The organism is Alsobacter sp. (assembly GCF_059501845.1).
This window is the reverse complement of record NZ_JCACDK010000004.1, coordinates 1-15,542: the sequence shown is the minus strand read 5'-3', so window position 1 is coordinate 15,542 and position 15,542 is coordinate 1. Positions and strand designations below refer to the sequence as shown.

Below are 15,542 nucleotides of genomic sequence, written 5' to 3'. Positions count from 1 at the left end.
TGACGACGCCGGCCGCGCCATCCAGCTCTATTGCGACCTGATCGCCCGCTCGGCGATCGACGGCATCGGCCGGGCTTCGGGCGACCGTGGCGAGGACATCGGCGCGTCGGTCGCGCCGGTCGTCGAGGAGGTCGTGGCCGAGCCGGCCGCCGCCGACGTCGCGGCCTTCGAGCTCCTGACCGCCCCGCGCGGCGCGCCCGACGACCTGACCAAGCTCTCCGGCATGGGCCCGGATGCCGTGCAGAAGCTGAACGACGGCGGCATCTACCATTTCTGGCAGGTCGCCGCGATGTCGCCGGCCGACGTCACCAAGCTCGACCACGATCTCAAGCTCGGCGGCAAGATCGAGCGCGAGGGCTGGGTCGCCCAGGCGCGCGAATTCGCCGACGCCTGATCGGGCTTTGTCCGCGACGCGTCATCGGCGCGTCGCAGACCGCATCTTCGTTGATTGCGATGTGACGCCGACGGCCGGAAACGGAGCGTCGGCGTTCCGCCTTCCGACGATTTCACGACATCTCTTCGCGGCCGGGTTCTCGAAGCAGGCCGCACGACCACAAGGACCAGAAAAATGGCAGCGATCACCGCCGGCATGGTGAAGGAACTCCGCGACAAGACCGGCGCGGGCATGATGGACTGCAAGACCGCGTTGTCGGCCGTCGACGGCGACTTGGAGGCCGCGATCGACTGGCTGCGCACCAAGGGCCTGGCCAAGGCCGCCAAGAAGGCCGGCCGTGTCGCCGCAGAGGGCCTCGTTGCGGTTGCGGTCAAAGGCCATGACGGCGTCGTCATCGAGCTCAATTCCGAGACCGACTTCGTCGCCCGCAACCTCGAATTCCAGGGCTTGGCCCACGGCATCGCCAATGTCGCGCTGGAGCGCGGCGGCGACGTCGAGGCGGTTCTGGCGCATCATTATCCTGGCGGCGGCACGGTCGCCGATGCGATCGCCAACGCCATCGCCACGATCGGCGAGAACATGACGCTGCGCCGCGTCGCCTCGCTCAAGGTCAAGGCCGGCCTGATCGGCTCCTATGTCCATGGCGCAGTCGCCGACGGGCTCGGCAAGATCGGCGTCATCGTCGCGCTCGAATCGACCGGCAAGGTCGAGGAACTGACCACGCTCGGCCGCCAGCTCGCCATGCATGTCGCCGCGACCAACCCGGTCGCGCTCGACCTCGCCTCGGTCGACCCCGAGGTGCTCGCCCGCGAGAAGGCGATCCTGGCCGAGAAGAACGCCGGCAAGCCCGAGCATGTTCTGGCCAAGATCACCGAGAGCGGCCTGAAGAGCTACGCCAAGGAATATTGCCTGCTCGAGCAGGCCTATATCCATGACGGCTCGAAATCGGTCGCCCAGGTGCTGAAGGAGATCGAGGGCAAGGTCGGCGCCCCGGTCGCGTTGACCGGGTTTGCCCGCTTCGCGCTCGGCGAGGGCATCGAGAAGGAAGAGAGCGACTTCGCCGCCGAGGTCGCCGCCGCCGGCGGCACCACGGGCTGACGCTCCCGGGCTGACTTTCCTGTCGAAAGCTTTATCCAAGGGCCGCGCATCGCGCGGCCCTTTCTCGTATGCAGACCTGCTCGTATGTAGACCTGCCCGCCTGCGAATCGCGATGGGCCAAAACCAAGGAATCCAGCCGGTGAGACCCAAACGCGTCCTCGTGAAGTTGTCCGGCGAAGCCCTTGCAGGACAAGCAGGATCGGGGCTCGACGGGGCGACGCTGACGGCCTTGGCAGACGACATCTCCCATGCCGCGCGCGAAGGCGTCGAGATCGCGATCGTGGTCGGCGGCGGCAATTTCTTCCGCGGCGTGCAGGGGCTGAACAAGGGCCTCGACCGCACCAGCGCCGATTCGATCGGCATGCTCGGCACGGTCATGAACGCGCTCGCGCTCGAACATGCGATCGAGAGCGCCGGCGCGCCGGCCCGCGCCATGTCGGCGGTGCCGATGCCCTCGCTCTGCGAGAGCTACGCCCGCAAGCGCGCGCTCGACCATCTCAGCCACGGCAAGGTCGTGGTGCTCGGCGGCGGCACCGGCAATCCCTATTTCACCACCGATACGGGGGCTGCGCTCCGCGCCGCCGAGCTCGGCTGCAGTCATCTGCTCAAGGCGACGCAGGTCGACGGTGTCTACACCGCCGACCCCAAGAAGGACCCGTCCGCCACCCGCTACGACACGCTCACCCATGCCGAGGCGATCAAGCGCGACCTGAAGGTCATGGACACCGCCGCCTTCGCGCTCGCCCGCGACGCCGGCCTCACCATCGTCGTGTTCTCGATCGCCGAGAAGGGCGCGCTCGCCGCCGTGCTGCGCGGCGAGGGCCGCGCCACCTATGTGACGCCGTAACCATCTGTAGTAGGATGAAGTTCTTGACCCGGTGCGGACCCGCCGCCATGGTCCGCCCGATTTTCAGAACGCTCCGCAAGGTCTCGAGACTATGGCCCAGATCACCTTCGACCTCGCCGACCTGAAGCGCCGGATGCAGGGCGCGGTCACCTCCTTCAAGGGCGATCTCGCCTCGCTGCGGTCCGGACGCGCCTCGGCCAACATGCTCGATCCGATCCAGGTCGAGGCCTATGGCGCGCGCACCCCGCTCTCGCAACTCGCGACCGTCAGCGTGCCGGAAGCGCGGCTGCTCTCGGTCCAGGTCTGGGATCGCGGCATGGTCAACGCCGTCGAGAAGGCGATCCGCGAATCCGATCTCGGCCTCAATCCGCAGACCGAAGGCGCGGTTTTGCGCATCCGCATCCCGGAGCTGAACGAGCAGCGCCGCAAGGAGATGGTCAAGGTCGCGCATAAATACGCCGAGGAATCGAAGATCGCGGTGCGCCATGTCCGGCGCGACGGCATCGACGTCGTCAAGAAGCTGGAGAAGGACGGCGACATGACCAAGGACGACGCTGCCCGCAACTCCGATCTGGTCCAGAAGGCGACCGACCAGCATATCGGCGAGATCGACCAAGCGCTCGCAGTCAAGGAAAAGGAAATCCTGCACGTCTGAGGCGGCAGAGCGCGGGGCCGACCTTCCACGGCGCTGCAAGGGGCACTTGAATGTCAGCAGAGCAGCGTCAGGCGGAAGCCGCCGACCCGGCCCATGTCGCCATCATCATGGACGGCAATGGCCGCTGGGCGAAGATGCGCAACCTGCCGCGCCACGAAGGCCATCGCCGCGGCCTCGAGGCCCTGCGCCGGACGGTGCGCAACGCCGCCGATCTCGGCATCCGCTACCTGACGCTCTATTCCTTCTCGACCGAGAACTGGCGCCGGCCGCAGACCGAGATCGCCTTTCTGATGGGGCTGCTGAAGCATTTCGTCGAGAAGGATCTGGCCGAGCTCGACGCCGCCGATATCCGCGTCCGCATCATCGGCGGCCGCGACGACCTGACGCCCGACCTGCGCCGGCTGGTCGAGAAGGCCGAGACGGTGACGCAGGGCAATGGCGGGATGACGCTGGTCGTCGCCTTCAACTACGGCTCGCGCGACGAGATCGTCCGGGCTGCGCGCCGGCTCGCACGCGACGTCGCGGCCGGGCGCGTCGATCCGGCCAAGATCGACGAGAACGCCTTCTCCGACCGTCTCGACACCGCCGACATCCCCGATCCCGAGCTGGTGATCCGGACCTCGGGGGAGACGCGCATCTCGAACTTCCTGCTCTGGCAGGCGGCCTATGCCGAATTCGTCTTCACGCCGGTGCTCTGGCCGGATTTCGACCGGGCCGCCTTCGAGCAGGCGCTGGCCGACTATCGCCGCCGCGAGCGCCGCTTCGGCGGCATCGGGCAGGCCGGACAGGAACTCGCCGAGCGCGAAGTGGGCGTGGCGTGAATGCCCCGCCGGGCGAGGCGCGGCCGGCGGGGCGCAGCGAGCTGGCCCAGCGGGTCGCGTCGGCGCTCGTGCTCGCCGTGGTGGTCCTCGCCGCGACGCTTTGGGGCGGCTGGCCGTTCCGCGTGATCTGGTCGCTGGTCGCCGGTCTCGTGGCTTATGAATGGCTCGCCATCGTCAGCCGGCGCAATGCCACGGCGGGCGGCCTCGGCGTCGCTCTGGCCGGGCTGCTGCTCGGGTTCTCGTCGGCGAGCCAGCCGGCGATGGCGGGCATCGCCGCGATCGCGGCGCTCGCCGGAGCGGCCGCGACGCCGTTCATGCGCGACAGGCTCGCCCTCGAAGCCTGCGGCGTCGCCTATGCGCTGGCCTTCGCGCTGGTGACGCCGGCGCTGCGCGCGCTGCCCGAGTTCGGGCTCGCCATCATCGCCTGGAGCTTCGCGGTGGTCTGGCTCACCGATATCGCCGCCTATTTCACCGGGCGCCGGCTCGGCGGCCCCAAGCTGATGCCGCGCTTCAGCCCGAAGAAGACCTGGTCCGGCGCGATCGGCGGCGCGCTCGCCGGCACGCTCGGCGGCTATGCGGTCTGGCGTCTGACGCCGCAGGGCGCGGCGCTCGCAGGTGCCGGCCTCGTCCTCGCCGCCTCCTTTGCGGCCTCCGTGGCGAGCCAGGCGGGCGATCTGTTCGAATCGGCGTTGAAGCGTCGTTTCGGCGCCAAGGATTCGAGCCGGCTGATTCCCGGCCATGGCGGCTTCCTCGACCGGCTCGACGGCTATTGGGCCGTGCTGGTGCTGGCGGGCGCCGGCCTGTTCGCCACGATGCTGGCCTGAGGCGCGATGGTCCGCAGCGTCACCTTGCTCGGCGCGACGGGCTCGATCGGCCGCTCGACGCGCGACGTCGTCGCCGAGAACCCCGACCGGCTCGCGATCGCGGCCGTCGTCGGCGGCAAGGACGCCGCCGCGCTCGCCGCGGTCGCGCGCGAGACCGGCGCGCGCTTCGCCGCGATCGCCGACGAGGCGCAGGGCAAGGCCTTGCGCGAGGCGCTGGCGGGCACCGGGATCGCCAGCGGGGCAGGGCGCTCTGCGATCCTCGACGCGGCCCGGATCGAGACCGACATCGTCGTCAGCGCGATCTCGGGTGCGGCCGGGCTCGAGGCGACCTTCGCCGCTCTGACGCCGGGCCGGACCATCGCTCTCGCCAACAAGGAGAGCCTGGTCTGCGCCGGTGCTGCCGTGATGGCGCGGGCGGCTGCGGTCGGCGCCCGTATCCTGCCGCTCGATTCGGAGCACAATGCGCTCCACCAGGCGCTCGGAGCCGAGCCGATCTCGGCCGTGCGGGGCATGACGCTGACGGCGTCCGGCGGCCCGTTCCGCAACTGGAGCGCCGAGCAGATCGCCGCGGCCGCGCCGGAGCAGGCGCTGGCCCATCCGAACTATGCGATGGGCGCCAAGATCACGATCGATTCGGCCAGCATGATGAACAAGGGGCTGGAACTGATCGAGGCCTGCTTCCTGTTCGGGCTCGCGCCGGAGCAGCTCGACGTCCTGGTCCACCCGCAACAGATCGTGCACGGGCTCGTGACCTTCCGCGACGGCTCGGTCACGGCCGGCATGGCGGTGCCCGACATGCGGGTCGCCGCCGCTCATTGCCTCGGCATCGACGGGCGGCTCGACGCGCCGCCGGCGCGCTTCGTCGATCTCGCCATGGCCGCGCCGCTCGCCTTCACGCGCCCCGATCTCGTCCGCTTCCCGGCGCTCGGCCTGGCGATGGCGGCGCTGTCGGCGGGCGGGGCGATGCCGGCGATCCTCAACGCCGCCAACGAGATCGCGGTCGCGGCCTTTCTCGACAGGCGGATCGGCTTTCCCGGTATCCCGCGGCTGGTCGAGGCGGTCTGCGCGCAGGAGCCGCCCGATGCGGCCGCGCCGTGCGACATCGAAAGCGCGCTCGCCATTGACCACGATGCGAGAAAGCGCGCGAGCGCGCTCTTGTCCCTGCCATCTTTCGCTGGCACCTAGGGGCGATCGGCAGCGGGAGATCGCGATGGAATTCGCCACGACCATCTGGAACGCAGGGTCCTTCCTGCTCGGCTACATCGTGCCGTTCCTGTTCGTCCTGGCGCTCGTCGTCTTCATCCACGAACTCGGGCATTTCCTCGTCGGGCGCTGGTGCGGCGTCGACGTCAAGGTGTTCTCGATCGGCTTCGGTCGCGAGGTCTTCGGCTTCAACGACCGCCACGGCACGCGCTGGCGCATCGCGCTGGTGCCGCTCGGTGGCTATGTGAAATTCTCCGGCGATGCCGATGCGGCCAGCGCCGCCGACCATGGCGAGGTCGCGCGGATGACGCCGGAGCAGCGGGCGCGCTCCTTCCCGGCGCAGTCGATCGGCGAGCGCGCCGCGATCGTCGCCGCCGGCCCGATCGCCAATTTCCTGCTCGCGATCGTCATCTTCGCCGCGACCGTCTTCGTTTTCGGCAAACAGGTGCTGACGCCGCGCGTCGACCAGATCGTTGCCGGCAGCGCCGCCGAGAAAGCGGGCCTGCAATCGGGCGACCTCGTGGTCGCGATCGACGGCCAGCCGATCGGCAGCTTCAACGAGATGCAGCGGGCGATCTCGGTGCGGCCCAACGAGGTCGTCTCGGTGACGGTCGAGCGTGCCGGCGCGAGGCTGACCCTGCCGGTGACGCCGGCGCTGGTCGAGACCAATTCGCCGCTCGGCAAGCAGCGCATCGGCATCATCGGCGTCCAGGCCTCGCGCAAGGCCGAGGACTGGACGACGCGCCATTACGGCCCGGTGGAATCGCTGCGCAACGGGGTCTCCGAGACCTGGTACGTCGTCGAGCGGACCTATGACTACCTCGCCAAGCTGGTCAGCGGCCGCGAATCGACCGACCAGCTTTCAGGCCCGATCCGGATCGCGCAGGTCTCGGGCATGGTGGCGGCTTCAGGCGGCCTGCTGGCGCTTTTGAACCTCGCGGCGATCCTGTCCGTCTCGATCGGACTGATGAATCTGCTGCCCGTGCCGATGCTCGATGGCGGGCACCTGATGTTCTACGGGATCGAGGCCCTGCGGGGCCGGCCGCTCAGCGAGCGCGCCCAGGAAATCGGCTTCCGGGTCGGCCTCGGACTCGTGCTGATGCTGATGCTGTTCGTCACCTGGAACGACCTGGTGCACGTCCGCTCTCTTCTTTGAAATCAAGAGCTTAGCCGCGATTTCTGGCAATTGCGGCCGAATCGCGGCGGCGTCCGTGGCGCCGTGGCAACGACGTGGCGAAAAATAATTCGTTAACGACAATGCCGGTTTGCACCCTGCAGGAAACTTTGTAGAAGCGATTGGACTGCAATGTCGCCGAGCCAGCGCCGAAACGCGTTGGTCCCCTCGTGGGTGGCGCGCTGAGAAATGGAATAGGCGACCCGATGACGTCGACTCACCAGAGCCGGTCTTTCAAGCTGCGGCTCTCTCGATCAGTCGGACTTTCGGCCTGCATGCTGGCCGTCAGCGGCGGCGTGGCTTTCGCGCAAGCCGTGATCGTCCAGGGCAACCGCAGCGTCGATGCCGAGACCATCCGCGGCTACGCGGTCGGTCCGGAAGCCGGCGGTCCCCAGGAAATCCGCCAGAAGCTGATCGCGACCGGCCTGTTCTCCAGCGTCCAGGTCAGCCGCCGCGGCTCGCAGACCGTCATCGCGGTGCGCGAGAACGCCTCGGTCAACCGCGTCGCTTTCGAGGGCAACCGCCGCCTGAAGAGCGACGTCCTGCTGCAGCAGGTCCAGTCCAAGGCCGGCGGGCCGCTCAGCCAGGCGCTGATCGATGCCGACGTCGTGCGCCTGAAGGACGCCTATCGCCGCGCCGGCTACGGCCTCGCCTCGATCAGCGGGCGCATCGCGCCGCTTCCGAACGGCCGCTCCGACGTTGTCTTCACCGTCGCGGAAGCCGGCAAGACCGGCATCAAGTCGATCAACTTCTTCGGCAACGGCGTCTATTCCTCGGGGCGCCTGCGCGACCTGATGACCTCGTCGGAATCGAACTTCCTCAGCTTCATCAAGACCTCGGACGTCTATGACGCCGAGCGCATCGCCTCCGATCTCGAGCTGGTCCGGCGCTTCTACCTGAAGAACGGCTATGCCGATTTCCAGATCGTCTCCAACAGCGCCCGTTTCGACGACGCGACCGGCGGCTGGGTCATCGACGTCACCGTCGACGAGGGTCCGCAATACCGCGTCGGCAACGTCGCGGTCGATTCCCGCCTGCGCGACGTCGATCCATCGGCGCTGCAGCGCATCGTCGCGACCTCGCAGGGCGACACCTACAATGCCGAGGCGGTCGAGAAGTCGCTGGTGGCGCTGACCACCGAGGTCTCGCGCCGCGGCTACGCCTTCGCCCAGGTCCGCCCGCGCGGCGACCGCGACGCGGCCGGCCGCCTGATCGGCATCACCTATGTCGTCGACGAGGGACCGCGCGTCTATGTCGAGCGCATCAACGTGCGCGGCAACACCCGCACCCGCGACTATGTCGTGCGCCGCGAGCTCGATCTCGGCGAGGGCGACGCCTACAACAAGGTGCTGGTCGACCGGGCCGAGCGCCGCCTGAACAATCTCGGTTTCTTCAGCAAGGTCCGCATCACCAACGAGCCGGGCTCGACGCCCGATCGCGTGGTGGTCAACATCGACGTCGAGGACAAGGCGACCGGCTCGTTCTCGATCGCCGGCGGCTACTCGACCTCGGACGGCGTCATCGGCGAAATCTCGCTGTCGGAATCGAACTTCCTCGGTCGCGGTCAGTTCGTCCGCATCGCCGGCACGCTCGGCCAGCGCACGCAGGGCGTCGATTTCTCCTTCACGGAGCCGTATTTCCTCGACCGCCGGATCGCGGCGGGCTTCGACCTGTTCTCGAAATACAACGACAACTACAACACCGGCCGCTTCGAGAGCCGCGTCAATGGCGGCCAGGTTCGCCTGACCTTCCCGATCACGGAAGAGTTCTCGATCACGCCGCGCTACTCGCTGTACACCACCGAGATCAAGATCCCGAACACGGCCTCCAATCCGTACAACGACTGTACCTTCCCGATCGCCGGCATCACGCCCGGCACGACGGGCGCGCTCGCGGCGAACTCGACCTATAACTGCCTCACCAACGGCGAAGCCACCGTCGCGGTCAAGGAAGCGCAGGGCACGACCCTGACCTCGCTGGTCGGCCTGAACTTCAACTACAACTCGCTCGACAACGTCCAGGCGCCGCGCAACGGCTTCGTCGCCGAGCTGAAGCCGGAGTTCGCCGGCGTCGGCGGCGATTCGAAGTTCCTGCGCGTCTCGGCCGATGCCCGCTACTACCGCGAGATCTTCGACGACATCGTCGGTTTCGCGCGCGTCCAAGGCGGCCACGTCCAGGCCGTCAGCGGCAATCTGCGGATGATCGACCACTACTTCCTCGGCCCGAGCCTGGTGCGCGGCTTCGCGCCGTCCGGCATCGGCCCGCGCGACGTGCTGAACGATCCGACGGCCAATGCGCTCGGCGGCACGACCTATTTCGGCGGCACGCTCGAGGTTCAGTTCCCGCTCTTCGGCCTGCCGCGCGATCTCGGCCTGCGTGGCGCGGTCTTCGCCGATGCCGGCACGCTGTTCAACTACGACGGCGGGTCCAAGAGCATCACGACGGCGGGCTTCCTCGGCTGCCCGTCCGGCTCGGAAGCGCGGCAGTTCAACGTCGTGTCGAATTCGCCGCTCTACCAGTCGAACGTGGCCTGCGTGCGCGACAAGAACACGCTGCGCTCCTCGGTCGGCGTCAGCCTGCTCTGGCAGTCGCCTCTTGGCCCGATCCGCTTCGACTACGCCTATGCGCTGTCGAAGGACGAAGGCCAGTTCGGCATCAACCCGGCGACGGGCCTTGCCGGCAAGTATGGTGGCGACCGCACCCAGGCCTTCCGCTTCTCGGGCGGCACGCGCTTCTGACGCGGGCGGGGCTTCAGCCCCGCTCCGGACCGTTTCCATGGCAGATCCCGTTTTCTTTCCGGTCGCGACCTCGCTCGATTTCGGCGAGGTCGCCGCCATGTCGGGCACAGCCTTGCCCGAGGGCGCCGATCCGACGCGCCGCGTGACCGGCGCCGCCGCGCTCGAGATCGCCGGCGCCGCCGACATCGCCTACATGGACAACCCGAAATACACCGAGGCCCTGGCCGGCACGGCGGCGGGCCTTTGCCTGGTCTCGCCGCGCTTCGCGGCGCGCGTGCCGGCCGGCACGGTCGCTCTGGTGACGCCTGCGCCCTATCATGTTTTCGCGCGTATCCTGGCGACGTTCTTTCCGTCGGCGCTGAAGCCGGGCTCGGGCTTCGCCGCGCAGGGCGTCTCGCCCGGCGCCTTCGTGCATGCGAGCGCGGTGCTGGAGGCCGGCGTCACGGTCGATCCCGGTGCGGTGATCGGTCCCGAAGCCGAGATCGGTTCCGGCAGCGTGATCGGCTCGCATGCGGTGATCGGCCCGCAGGTCCGGATCGGGCGCGACTGCGCCATCGGCGCCGGCGCGACCCTGCAGGCGACCCTGGTTGGCAACCGCGTCATCATCCATCCCGGCGTCCGCATCGGCCAGGACGGCTTCGGCTTCGCGATGAGCCCGAAAGGCCACATGAAGGTCCCGCAGATCGGCCGGGTCATCATCCAGGACGATGTCGAGATCGGCGCGAATTCCTGCATCGACCGCGGCGCCAGCCGGGACACCATCATCGGCGAAGGCACCAAGATCGATAACCTCGTCCAGATCGGCCATAACTGCGTGATCGGGCGGCATTGCGTCATCGTCTCGCAGGTCGGCATCGCCGGCTCGACGACGCTCGAGGATTTCGTCGTCCTCGGTGGCCAGGTCGGTCTCGCCGGCCATCTCACGGTCGGCATGGGCGCCCAGGTCGCGGCCCAGAGCGGCGTCGCCGGCGACATTCCGCGCGGAGCACGCTATGGCGGCTATCCGGCGCAGCCGGCGCTCGGCTGGGCCCGCGAGAGCGCGCTGCTGAAGCAGCTCGTCGCAAGACGCGGCAAGGGCGCCGGCAAGACCGACGAGTAGACGCTCAACCTCGCATGCGGCGTCGACGCCGGCTTGCCTCGACACGCCGGACAGCTAAAAAGCAATGGAGAATGCGGCGCTTGAGGCGAGGCCCGCATGCAGGATGGAAACCTCATGACGGATGAAACCAAAACGCTGGGCGTCGCCGACATCCAGACAATCATGGCCTGCATCCCGCACCGCTACCCGTTCCTCCTGGTCGATCGCGTCGTCGAGATTGACGGTGACGAATCCGGCGTCGGCATCAAGAACGTGACGATGAACGAGCCGCAGTTCACCGGACATTTCCCGGGCCGCCCGGTGTTTCCCGGCGTGCTGATGATCGAGGCCATGGCGCAGACCGCGGGCGTGCTCGTCGTCAGTGCCCGTGGCGTCGACGAGACGGCGGTGAGCAGCGTGCTGTTCACGACGATCGACAAGGCCAAGTTCCGCAAGCCCGTGGTCCCGGGCGACACGCTGCGCTTCCACCTGCGCAAGATCACCCGCAAGCGGAACCTCTGGTTCTATCGCGGCGAGGCGCGCGTCGACGGCGTCCTGGTCGCCGAGGCCGACCTCTCGGCCATGGTCGTCTGAACGCCGCGATGAGCCTTTCCTTCAGGACGACGCAGTCATGACCGCGACCATCCATCCGATGTCCGTCGTCGAGCCCGGCGCCAAGCTCGGCGAAGGCGTCCGGGTCGGCCCGTTCTGCACCGTCGGCGCGCAGGTCACGCTCGCCGACGGCGTCGAGCTCGTCAGCCATGTCGCCGTCGCCGGGATCACGGAGATCGGCGCGCGCACGCGGATCTATCCCTTCGCCTCGATCGGTCATCCGCCGCAGGACGTGAAGTATCGCGGAGAGCCCTCGACGCTGACGATCGGCTCCGACTGCCTGATCCGCGAAGGCGTGACGATGAACCCTGGCACCGCCGGCGGCGGGATGAAGACGACCATCGGCAATCGCTGCTTCTTCCTGGCGAACTCGCATGTCGGGCATGACAGCCAGATCGGCGACGAGGTGATCTTCTCCAACAACGTCATGTGCGCCGGCCATGTGAAGGTCGGCAATTTCGTGATCGTCGCCGGAGGCACCGGCCTGCACCAGTTCATCCGCGTCGGCGACCATGCCTTCATCGGCGGCGGCGCCGGCGTGATGAACGACGTCATCCCCTTCGGCACGGTGCGCGACAACCCGGCCCATCTCTCCGGGCTGAACCTGATCGGCCTGCGCCGGCGCGGCTTTTCGCGCGAGCAGATCCACGAGTTGCGCCGGGCCTATCGCCTGCTGTTCGCCGACGAGGGCACGCTCGCCGAGCGCGTCGAGGACGTGGCCGGCGAGTTCGCGGCCCATCCGCTGATCCACGAGATCCTCGATTTCATCCGCGCCGGCGGCGAGCGGGCGATCTGCGTGCCGCACGACGTCAACGCGCCCGATCGGTGAGCGCGGCTGCGCAGCCGCCCGGCCCGCTGGCGCTGATCGCCGGCGGCGGCACCTATCCCGCCGATCTCGCTCGCATCCTTGCAGCGCGCGGACGCCCTCTGTTCGTGGCGGCGCTCGACGGCGTGGCCGATCCCGCCGCGTTCGGGCAAACCGAGGTGGCGATCTATCGCCTGGGCCAGCTCGGCCGCGTGCTCGACGAGTTCCGTCGGCGCGGCATCGCCGATCTCGTCCTGCTCGGCGGCCTGCCGCGCCCGAGCTTCGGGGCGCTGATGCCGGAGGCCTCGACGCTGAAATACCTGCCTTATTTCGCGAAAGCCTTTCAGGGTGGCGACGACCATCTGCTCGGCGCCGTGGTGCGCTTCTTCGAGGGCCAGGGTTTTCGCGTCCTCGGCCCGCATGAGATCGCGCCGGAGCTGACCGCGCCGCAGGGTCCGCTCGGCAAGCGCCGCGCCTCCGCGACGCAGCAGGCGCTGATTGCTCGCGGCTTTGCCCTGCTGTCGGCCCTGTCGCCCTTCGATGTCGGGCAGGCCGCGATCCTCGCCGATCATCGCGTCATCGCGATCGAGGCCGCGGAAGGGACGGATGCCGCGATCCGGCGCGTCGCCGATCTCGCCGCCGCCGGCCGACTCAAGATCGGCAAGGGCGACGGCATCCTGGTCAAGGCGCCGAAGGACAGCCAGGATCTGAGGGTCGACATGCCGGCGATCGGACCCGACACGCTGCGCCATGCCGCCGAAGCGGGGTTGTCGGGCATCGCCGTCAGGGCCGGCCGCGTCCTCGTCGGCGACCGGCAGCGGCTCGGCGCGCTCGCCGACCAGCTCGGCCTGTTCGTCGAAGGCGTCGCATGACGACGCCGTTCAAGCTCGCGATCGTCGCCGGCGAAGCCTCGGGCGATGCGCTGGCGCTGCGCTTCCTGGCAGCGTTGCGCGAGCGGCTTGGCGATCGGCCGCTCGAGATTTGCGGTGTCGGCGGCGAGGGCCTGATCGAGGCCGGGCTGAAGCCTCTGTTCGCGCAGGCCGACATCGCCGTGATGGGGTTCGGGCCGGTGATCGCGCGTCTGCCGCTGCTGCTGCGCCGGATGGAGGATGCGGCGCGCGGCATCGCCGCCTTCGCGCCCGATTTGCTGTTGACGATCGATGCGCCGGATTTTGGCCTGCGTGTCGCGAAGAAGGTGCGGGCGCGGGCGCCTGCCATCCCGATCGCGCATTGGGTCTGCCCCAGCGTCTGGGCCTGGCGCTCGGGCCGGGCGCGGCGGATGGCGCCTCATATCGACCGCATCCTGGCGTTGCTGCCGTTCGAGCCGGCGGCACTGGAACGGCTGCACGGGCCGAAGACCGTCTATGTCGGCCACCCGCTGATGGAGCGCCTCGCCGAGATGCGGCCCGATCCGAGCGAGGCGGCGCTGCGCGAGGACGCGGAGCGGCCGACCATCCTGATCCTGCCGGGCAGCCGCCGCTCGGAGATCGATCACCTGATGCCGGTCTTCGGCCAGTCCGTGGAACGCGTCGCTGCGGCGCTGCCGCAGGCTCGTTTCGTGCTGCCGGCGGTGGAGCGCCTGCGCGGGCCGATCGTCGAGCAGGTCGCGGCCTGGCCGGTCAAGCCGGCGATCGCGACCGGCGAGACCGGCAAATACGCCGCCTTCCGGCAGGCCCGTGCGGCGCTGGCGGCATCCGGCACTGTGACGCTGGAACTCGCCCTGGCGCAGGTGCCGACGGTCGCGGCCTATCGCGGCGCCGGCTGGGAGGCGGCGATCGCCAGGCGCCTGATCAAGCTGCCGAGCGTGATTCTGCCGAACCTCATCCTCGGGCGCAGCGTCGTGCCCGAATTCATCCAGGAGACGGCGACGCCCGAGGCGTTGAGCCGGCATCTGCTCGCCGCCATCGCCGCCGGTCCGGCCCGCCAGGAGCAGCTCGACGGCTTCGCCGAGGTCGAGACCATCATGGCCGCGGCCGGAGCGAGCCCGGCCGCGAACGCGGTGACGGCCGCGCTCGCTCTGGTGGAATCCGGGCGCTGAGCGCCCGATCCGCCGTCGCTCACTCCAGCGCCGCGCCCGAAGCCTTGGCGATCGGGAACCATTTCGCGACCTCGACCTTGACGTGCTCGCCCAGCGCCTCCGGCGTCGAGCCGATGATCTCGGCGCTGACGTCGTTGAGTTTCTGCTTCACATTGGCGTCGGTCAGGGCCGTATTGGCCGCGGCGTTCAGTCTGTCGACGATCGGGCGCGGCAGGTTGGCCGGGCCGAACAGCGCGTTCCAGGTATAGGTCTCGTAGCCGGGCAGCCCCGCCTCGGCGATCGTCGGCAGCTCCGGGAAGGAGGAGACGCGCGCCTTGGTGGTGACGCCGATGCCGCGCAGCTGGCCGCCGCGGATGAACTGCGCCGAGGAGGGCAGGTTGTCGAACATGATCGGCACGGCGCCGGCGACGACGTCGTTCAGGGCCGGCCCGGCGCCGCGATAGGGCACATGGTTCATCTCGACCTTGCCGAGCGACTTGAACAGCTCGCCCGAGAGATGCAGCGGCGTGCCGACGCCGGAGGAGGCATAGGAGTACTTGCCGGGATTGGCCTTGAGGACGGCGATCACCTCCTGCACGGTCTTCGCGGGGAAGCTCGGATGCACGACCATGACGTTGGGCACGACCGCGAGCAGCGAGATCGGCGTGAAGTCCTTGACCGGATCGAAGGTCACGGTCTTCAGGATCGCCGGGTTGAGCGCATGGGTCGAGATCGTGCCCATCAGGATCGAATATCCGTCGGGCGTGGCGCGCGCGACCGCGGTCGAGCCGACATTGCCGCCGGCGCCGGCGCGGTTCTCGATCACCACCGACTGGCCGAGCAGCTCACCCATCTTCTGGCCGACCAGGCGGGCGACGATATCGGTCGAGCCGCCGGCGGCGAAGGGCACCACCAGCGTGATCGGCCGGTTCGGGAAAGCCGCCTGGGCGCCGGCCCGCGACGCCGACCCGGCCGTGGCGAGCGCCGATGCGCCGGCGAGAAAACCGCGACGATTCAAATGATGCGACGACATTGGCGATGACCTCCCGTTGTTGCGGGCGACTATAGCGCAGTCGCGCGCGCAACGAAGTCATCAATCAGTTGAAACAATAAAGGCTGCGGCGCCCGGGCGCCGCAGCCTCGACATCGCTTCGACGCGGCTCAGCGCCGGCCGATCGGGGTGTATTCGCGCAGGGCCGCGCCGGTATAGAGCTGGCGCGGGCGGCCGATGCGCTGGGACGGATCCTCGATCATCTCCTTCCACTGCGCGATCCAG

15 protein-coding genes are annotated in these 15,542 nt (G+C 68.9%); 14 read left to right on the top strand and 1 reads right to left on the bottom strand.

All coding sequences use genetic code 11. The features are described 5' to 3' along the window. The 14 genes from AC5JCN_RS04755 to lpxB form a co-directional block, all read left to right on the top strand. Window positions 1-394 (top strand): helix-hairpin-helix domain-containing protein (locus AC5JCN_RS04755; RefSeq protein ID WP_495753881.1); only part of this gene is annotated, 394 nt, incomplete at its 5' end. A 174-nt stretch (window positions 395-568) separates the two neighbouring features. Beyond that, complete coding sequence (tsf, locus tag AC5JCN_RS04750; protein WP_495753880.1) at window positions 569-1,492, top strand: translation elongation factor Ts; 924 nt, start codon at window positions 569-571, stop codon at window positions 1,490-1,492. A 112-nt stretch (window positions 1,493-1,604) separates the two neighbouring features. Next, window positions 1,605-2,339, top strand: a complete 735-nt coding sequence (pyrH, locus tag AC5JCN_RS04745) for a UMP kinase (protein ID WP_495753879.1) — start codon at window positions 1,605-1,607, stop codon at window positions 2,337-2,339. Window positions 2,340-2,430: 91 nt separating this feature from the next. Further along, entirely contained in the window at window positions 2,431-2,994 is a 564-nt protein-coding gene (gene frr / locus AC5JCN_RS04740; RefSeq protein WP_495753878.1) for a ribosome recycling factor, read from the top strand. 50 nt (window positions 2,995-3,044) lie between these two features. After that, the gene (locus tag AC5JCN_RS04735) at window positions 3,045-3,815 is read left to right on the top strand and encodes an isoprenyl transferase (RefSeq protein WP_495753877.1); all 771 of its coding nucleotides are present in this window, start codon (window positions 3,045-3,047) and stop codon (window positions 3,813-3,815) included. Further along, complete coding sequence (locus tag AC5JCN_RS04730; RefSeq protein WP_495753876.1) at window positions 3,812-4,639, top strand: phosphatidate cytidylyltransferase; 828 nt, start codon at window positions 3,812-3,814, stop codon at window positions 4,637-4,639. The genes AC5JCN_RS04735 and AC5JCN_RS04730 overlap by 4 nt, the downstream gene beginning before the upstream one ends. A 6-nt stretch (window positions 4,640-4,645) precedes the next feature. Next, entirely contained in the window at window positions 4,646-5,824 is a 1,179-nt protein-coding gene (gene dxr / locus AC5JCN_RS04725) for a 1-deoxy-D-xylulose-5-phosphate reductoisomerase (RefSeq protein WP_495753875.1), read from the top strand. A gap of 25 nt (window positions 5,825-5,849) precedes the next feature. After that, on the top strand, window positions 5,850-6,998 hold the full coding sequence (rseP, locus tag AC5JCN_RS04720; RefSeq protein WP_495753874.1) for an RIP metalloprotease RseP: 1,149 nt from the start codon (window positions 5,850-5,852) through the stop codon (window positions 6,996-6,998). 293 nt (window positions 6,999-7,291) lie between these two features. Beyond that, window positions 7,292-9,754, top strand: coding sequence for an outer membrane protein assembly factor BamA (gene bamA / locus AC5JCN_RS04715; RefSeq protein WP_495753873.1), 2,463 nt, complete (start codon window positions 7,292-7,294; stop codon window positions 9,752-9,754). A 37-nt stretch (window positions 9,755-9,791) separates the two neighbouring features. Beyond that, window positions 9,792-10,853: a UDP-3-O-(3-hydroxymyristoyl)glucosamine N-acyltransferase gene (gene lpxD / locus AC5JCN_RS04710; protein ID WP_495753872.1), complete on the top strand. Its 1,062-nt coding sequence runs from the start codon at window positions 9,792-9,794 to the stop codon at window positions 10,851-10,853. 114 nt (window positions 10,854-10,967) lie between these two features. Next, complete coding sequence (fabZ, locus tag AC5JCN_RS04705; RefSeq protein ID WP_495753871.1) at window positions 10,968-11,426, top strand: 3-hydroxyacyl-ACP dehydratase FabZ; 459 nt, start codon at window positions 10,968-10,970, stop codon at window positions 11,424-11,426. A gap of 37 nt (window positions 11,427-11,463) precedes the next feature. Next, window positions 11,464-12,273, top strand: coding sequence for an acyl-ACP--UDP-N-acetylglucosamine O-acyltransferase (gene lpxA / locus AC5JCN_RS04700; RefSeq protein WP_495753870.1), 810 nt, complete (start codon window positions 11,464-11,466; stop codon window positions 12,271-12,273). After that, window positions 12,270-13,121, top strand: a complete 852-nt coding sequence (locus tag AC5JCN_RS04695) for an LpxI family protein (protein WP_495753869.1) — start codon at window positions 12,270-12,272, stop codon at window positions 13,119-13,121. The genes lpxA and AC5JCN_RS04695 overlap by 4 nt, the downstream gene beginning before the upstream one ends. Continuing rightward, window positions 13,118-14,287, top strand: a complete 1,170-nt coding sequence (lpxB, locus tag AC5JCN_RS04690) for a lipid-A-disaccharide synthase (RefSeq protein ID WP_495753868.1) — start codon at window positions 13,118-13,120, stop codon at window positions 14,285-14,287. Before AC5JCN_RS04695 ends, lpxB begins: the two co-directional genes overlap by 4 nt. Window positions 14,288-14,306: 19 nt before the next feature. Here the strand turns inward: lpxB and AC5JCN_RS04685 are convergent, their stop codons facing one another. Then, the gene (locus AC5JCN_RS04685; protein ID WP_495753867.1) at window positions 14,307-15,299 is read right to left on the bottom strand and encodes a Bug family tripartite tricarboxylate transporter substrate binding protein; all 993 of its coding nucleotides are present in this window, start codon (window positions 15,297-15,299) and stop codon (window positions 14,307-14,309) included. Window positions 15,300-15,542 lie beyond the last annotated feature (243 nt).

Bases quoted from the DNA above. Each gene is read 5' to 3' on its own strand.
- tsf (WP_495753880.1), top strand. From the start codon at position 569: ATGGCAGCGATCACCGCCGGCATGGTGAAGGAACTCCGCGACAAGACC.
- pyrH (WP_495753879.1), top strand. From the start codon at position 1,605: ATGGGCCAAAACCAAGGAATCCAGCCGGTGAGACCCAAACGCGTCCTC.
- frr (WP_495753878.1), top strand. From the start codon at position 2,431: ATGGCCCAGATCACCTTCGACCTCGCCGACCTGAAGCGCCGGATGCAG.
- AC5JCN_RS04735 (WP_495753877.1), top strand. From the start codon at position 3,045: ATGTCAGCAGAGCAGCGTCAGGCGGAAGCCGCCGACCCGGCCCATGTC.
- dxr (WP_495753875.1), top strand. From the start codon at position 4,646: ATGGTCCGCAGCGTCACCTTGCTCGGCGCGACGGGCTCGATCGGCCGC.
- rseP (WP_495753874.1), top strand. From the start codon at position 5,850: ATGGAATTCGCCACGACCATCTGGAACGCAGGGTCCTTCCTGCTCGGC.
- bamA (WP_495753873.1), top strand. From the start codon at position 7,292: ATGCTGGCCGTCAGCGGCGGCGTGGCTTTCGCGCAAGCCGTGATCGTC.
- lpxD (WP_495753872.1), top strand. From the start codon at position 9,792: ATGGCAGATCCCGTTTTCTTTCCGGTCGCGACCTCGCTCGATTTCGGC.
- fabZ (WP_495753871.1), top strand. From the start codon at position 10,968: ATGACGGATGAAACCAAAACGCTGGGCGTCGCCGACATCCAGACAATC.
- lpxA (WP_495753870.1), top strand. From the start codon at position 11,464: ATGACCGCGACCATCCATCCGATGTCCGTCGTCGAGCCCGGCGCCAAG.
- lpxB (WP_495753868.1), top strand. From the start codon at position 13,118: ATGACGACGCCGTTCAAGCTCGCGATCGTCGCCGGCGAAGCCTCGGGC.
- AC5JCN_RS04685 (WP_495753867.1), bottom strand. From the start codon at position 15,299: ATGTCGTCGCATCATTTGAATCGTCGCGGTTTTCTCGCCGGCGCATCG.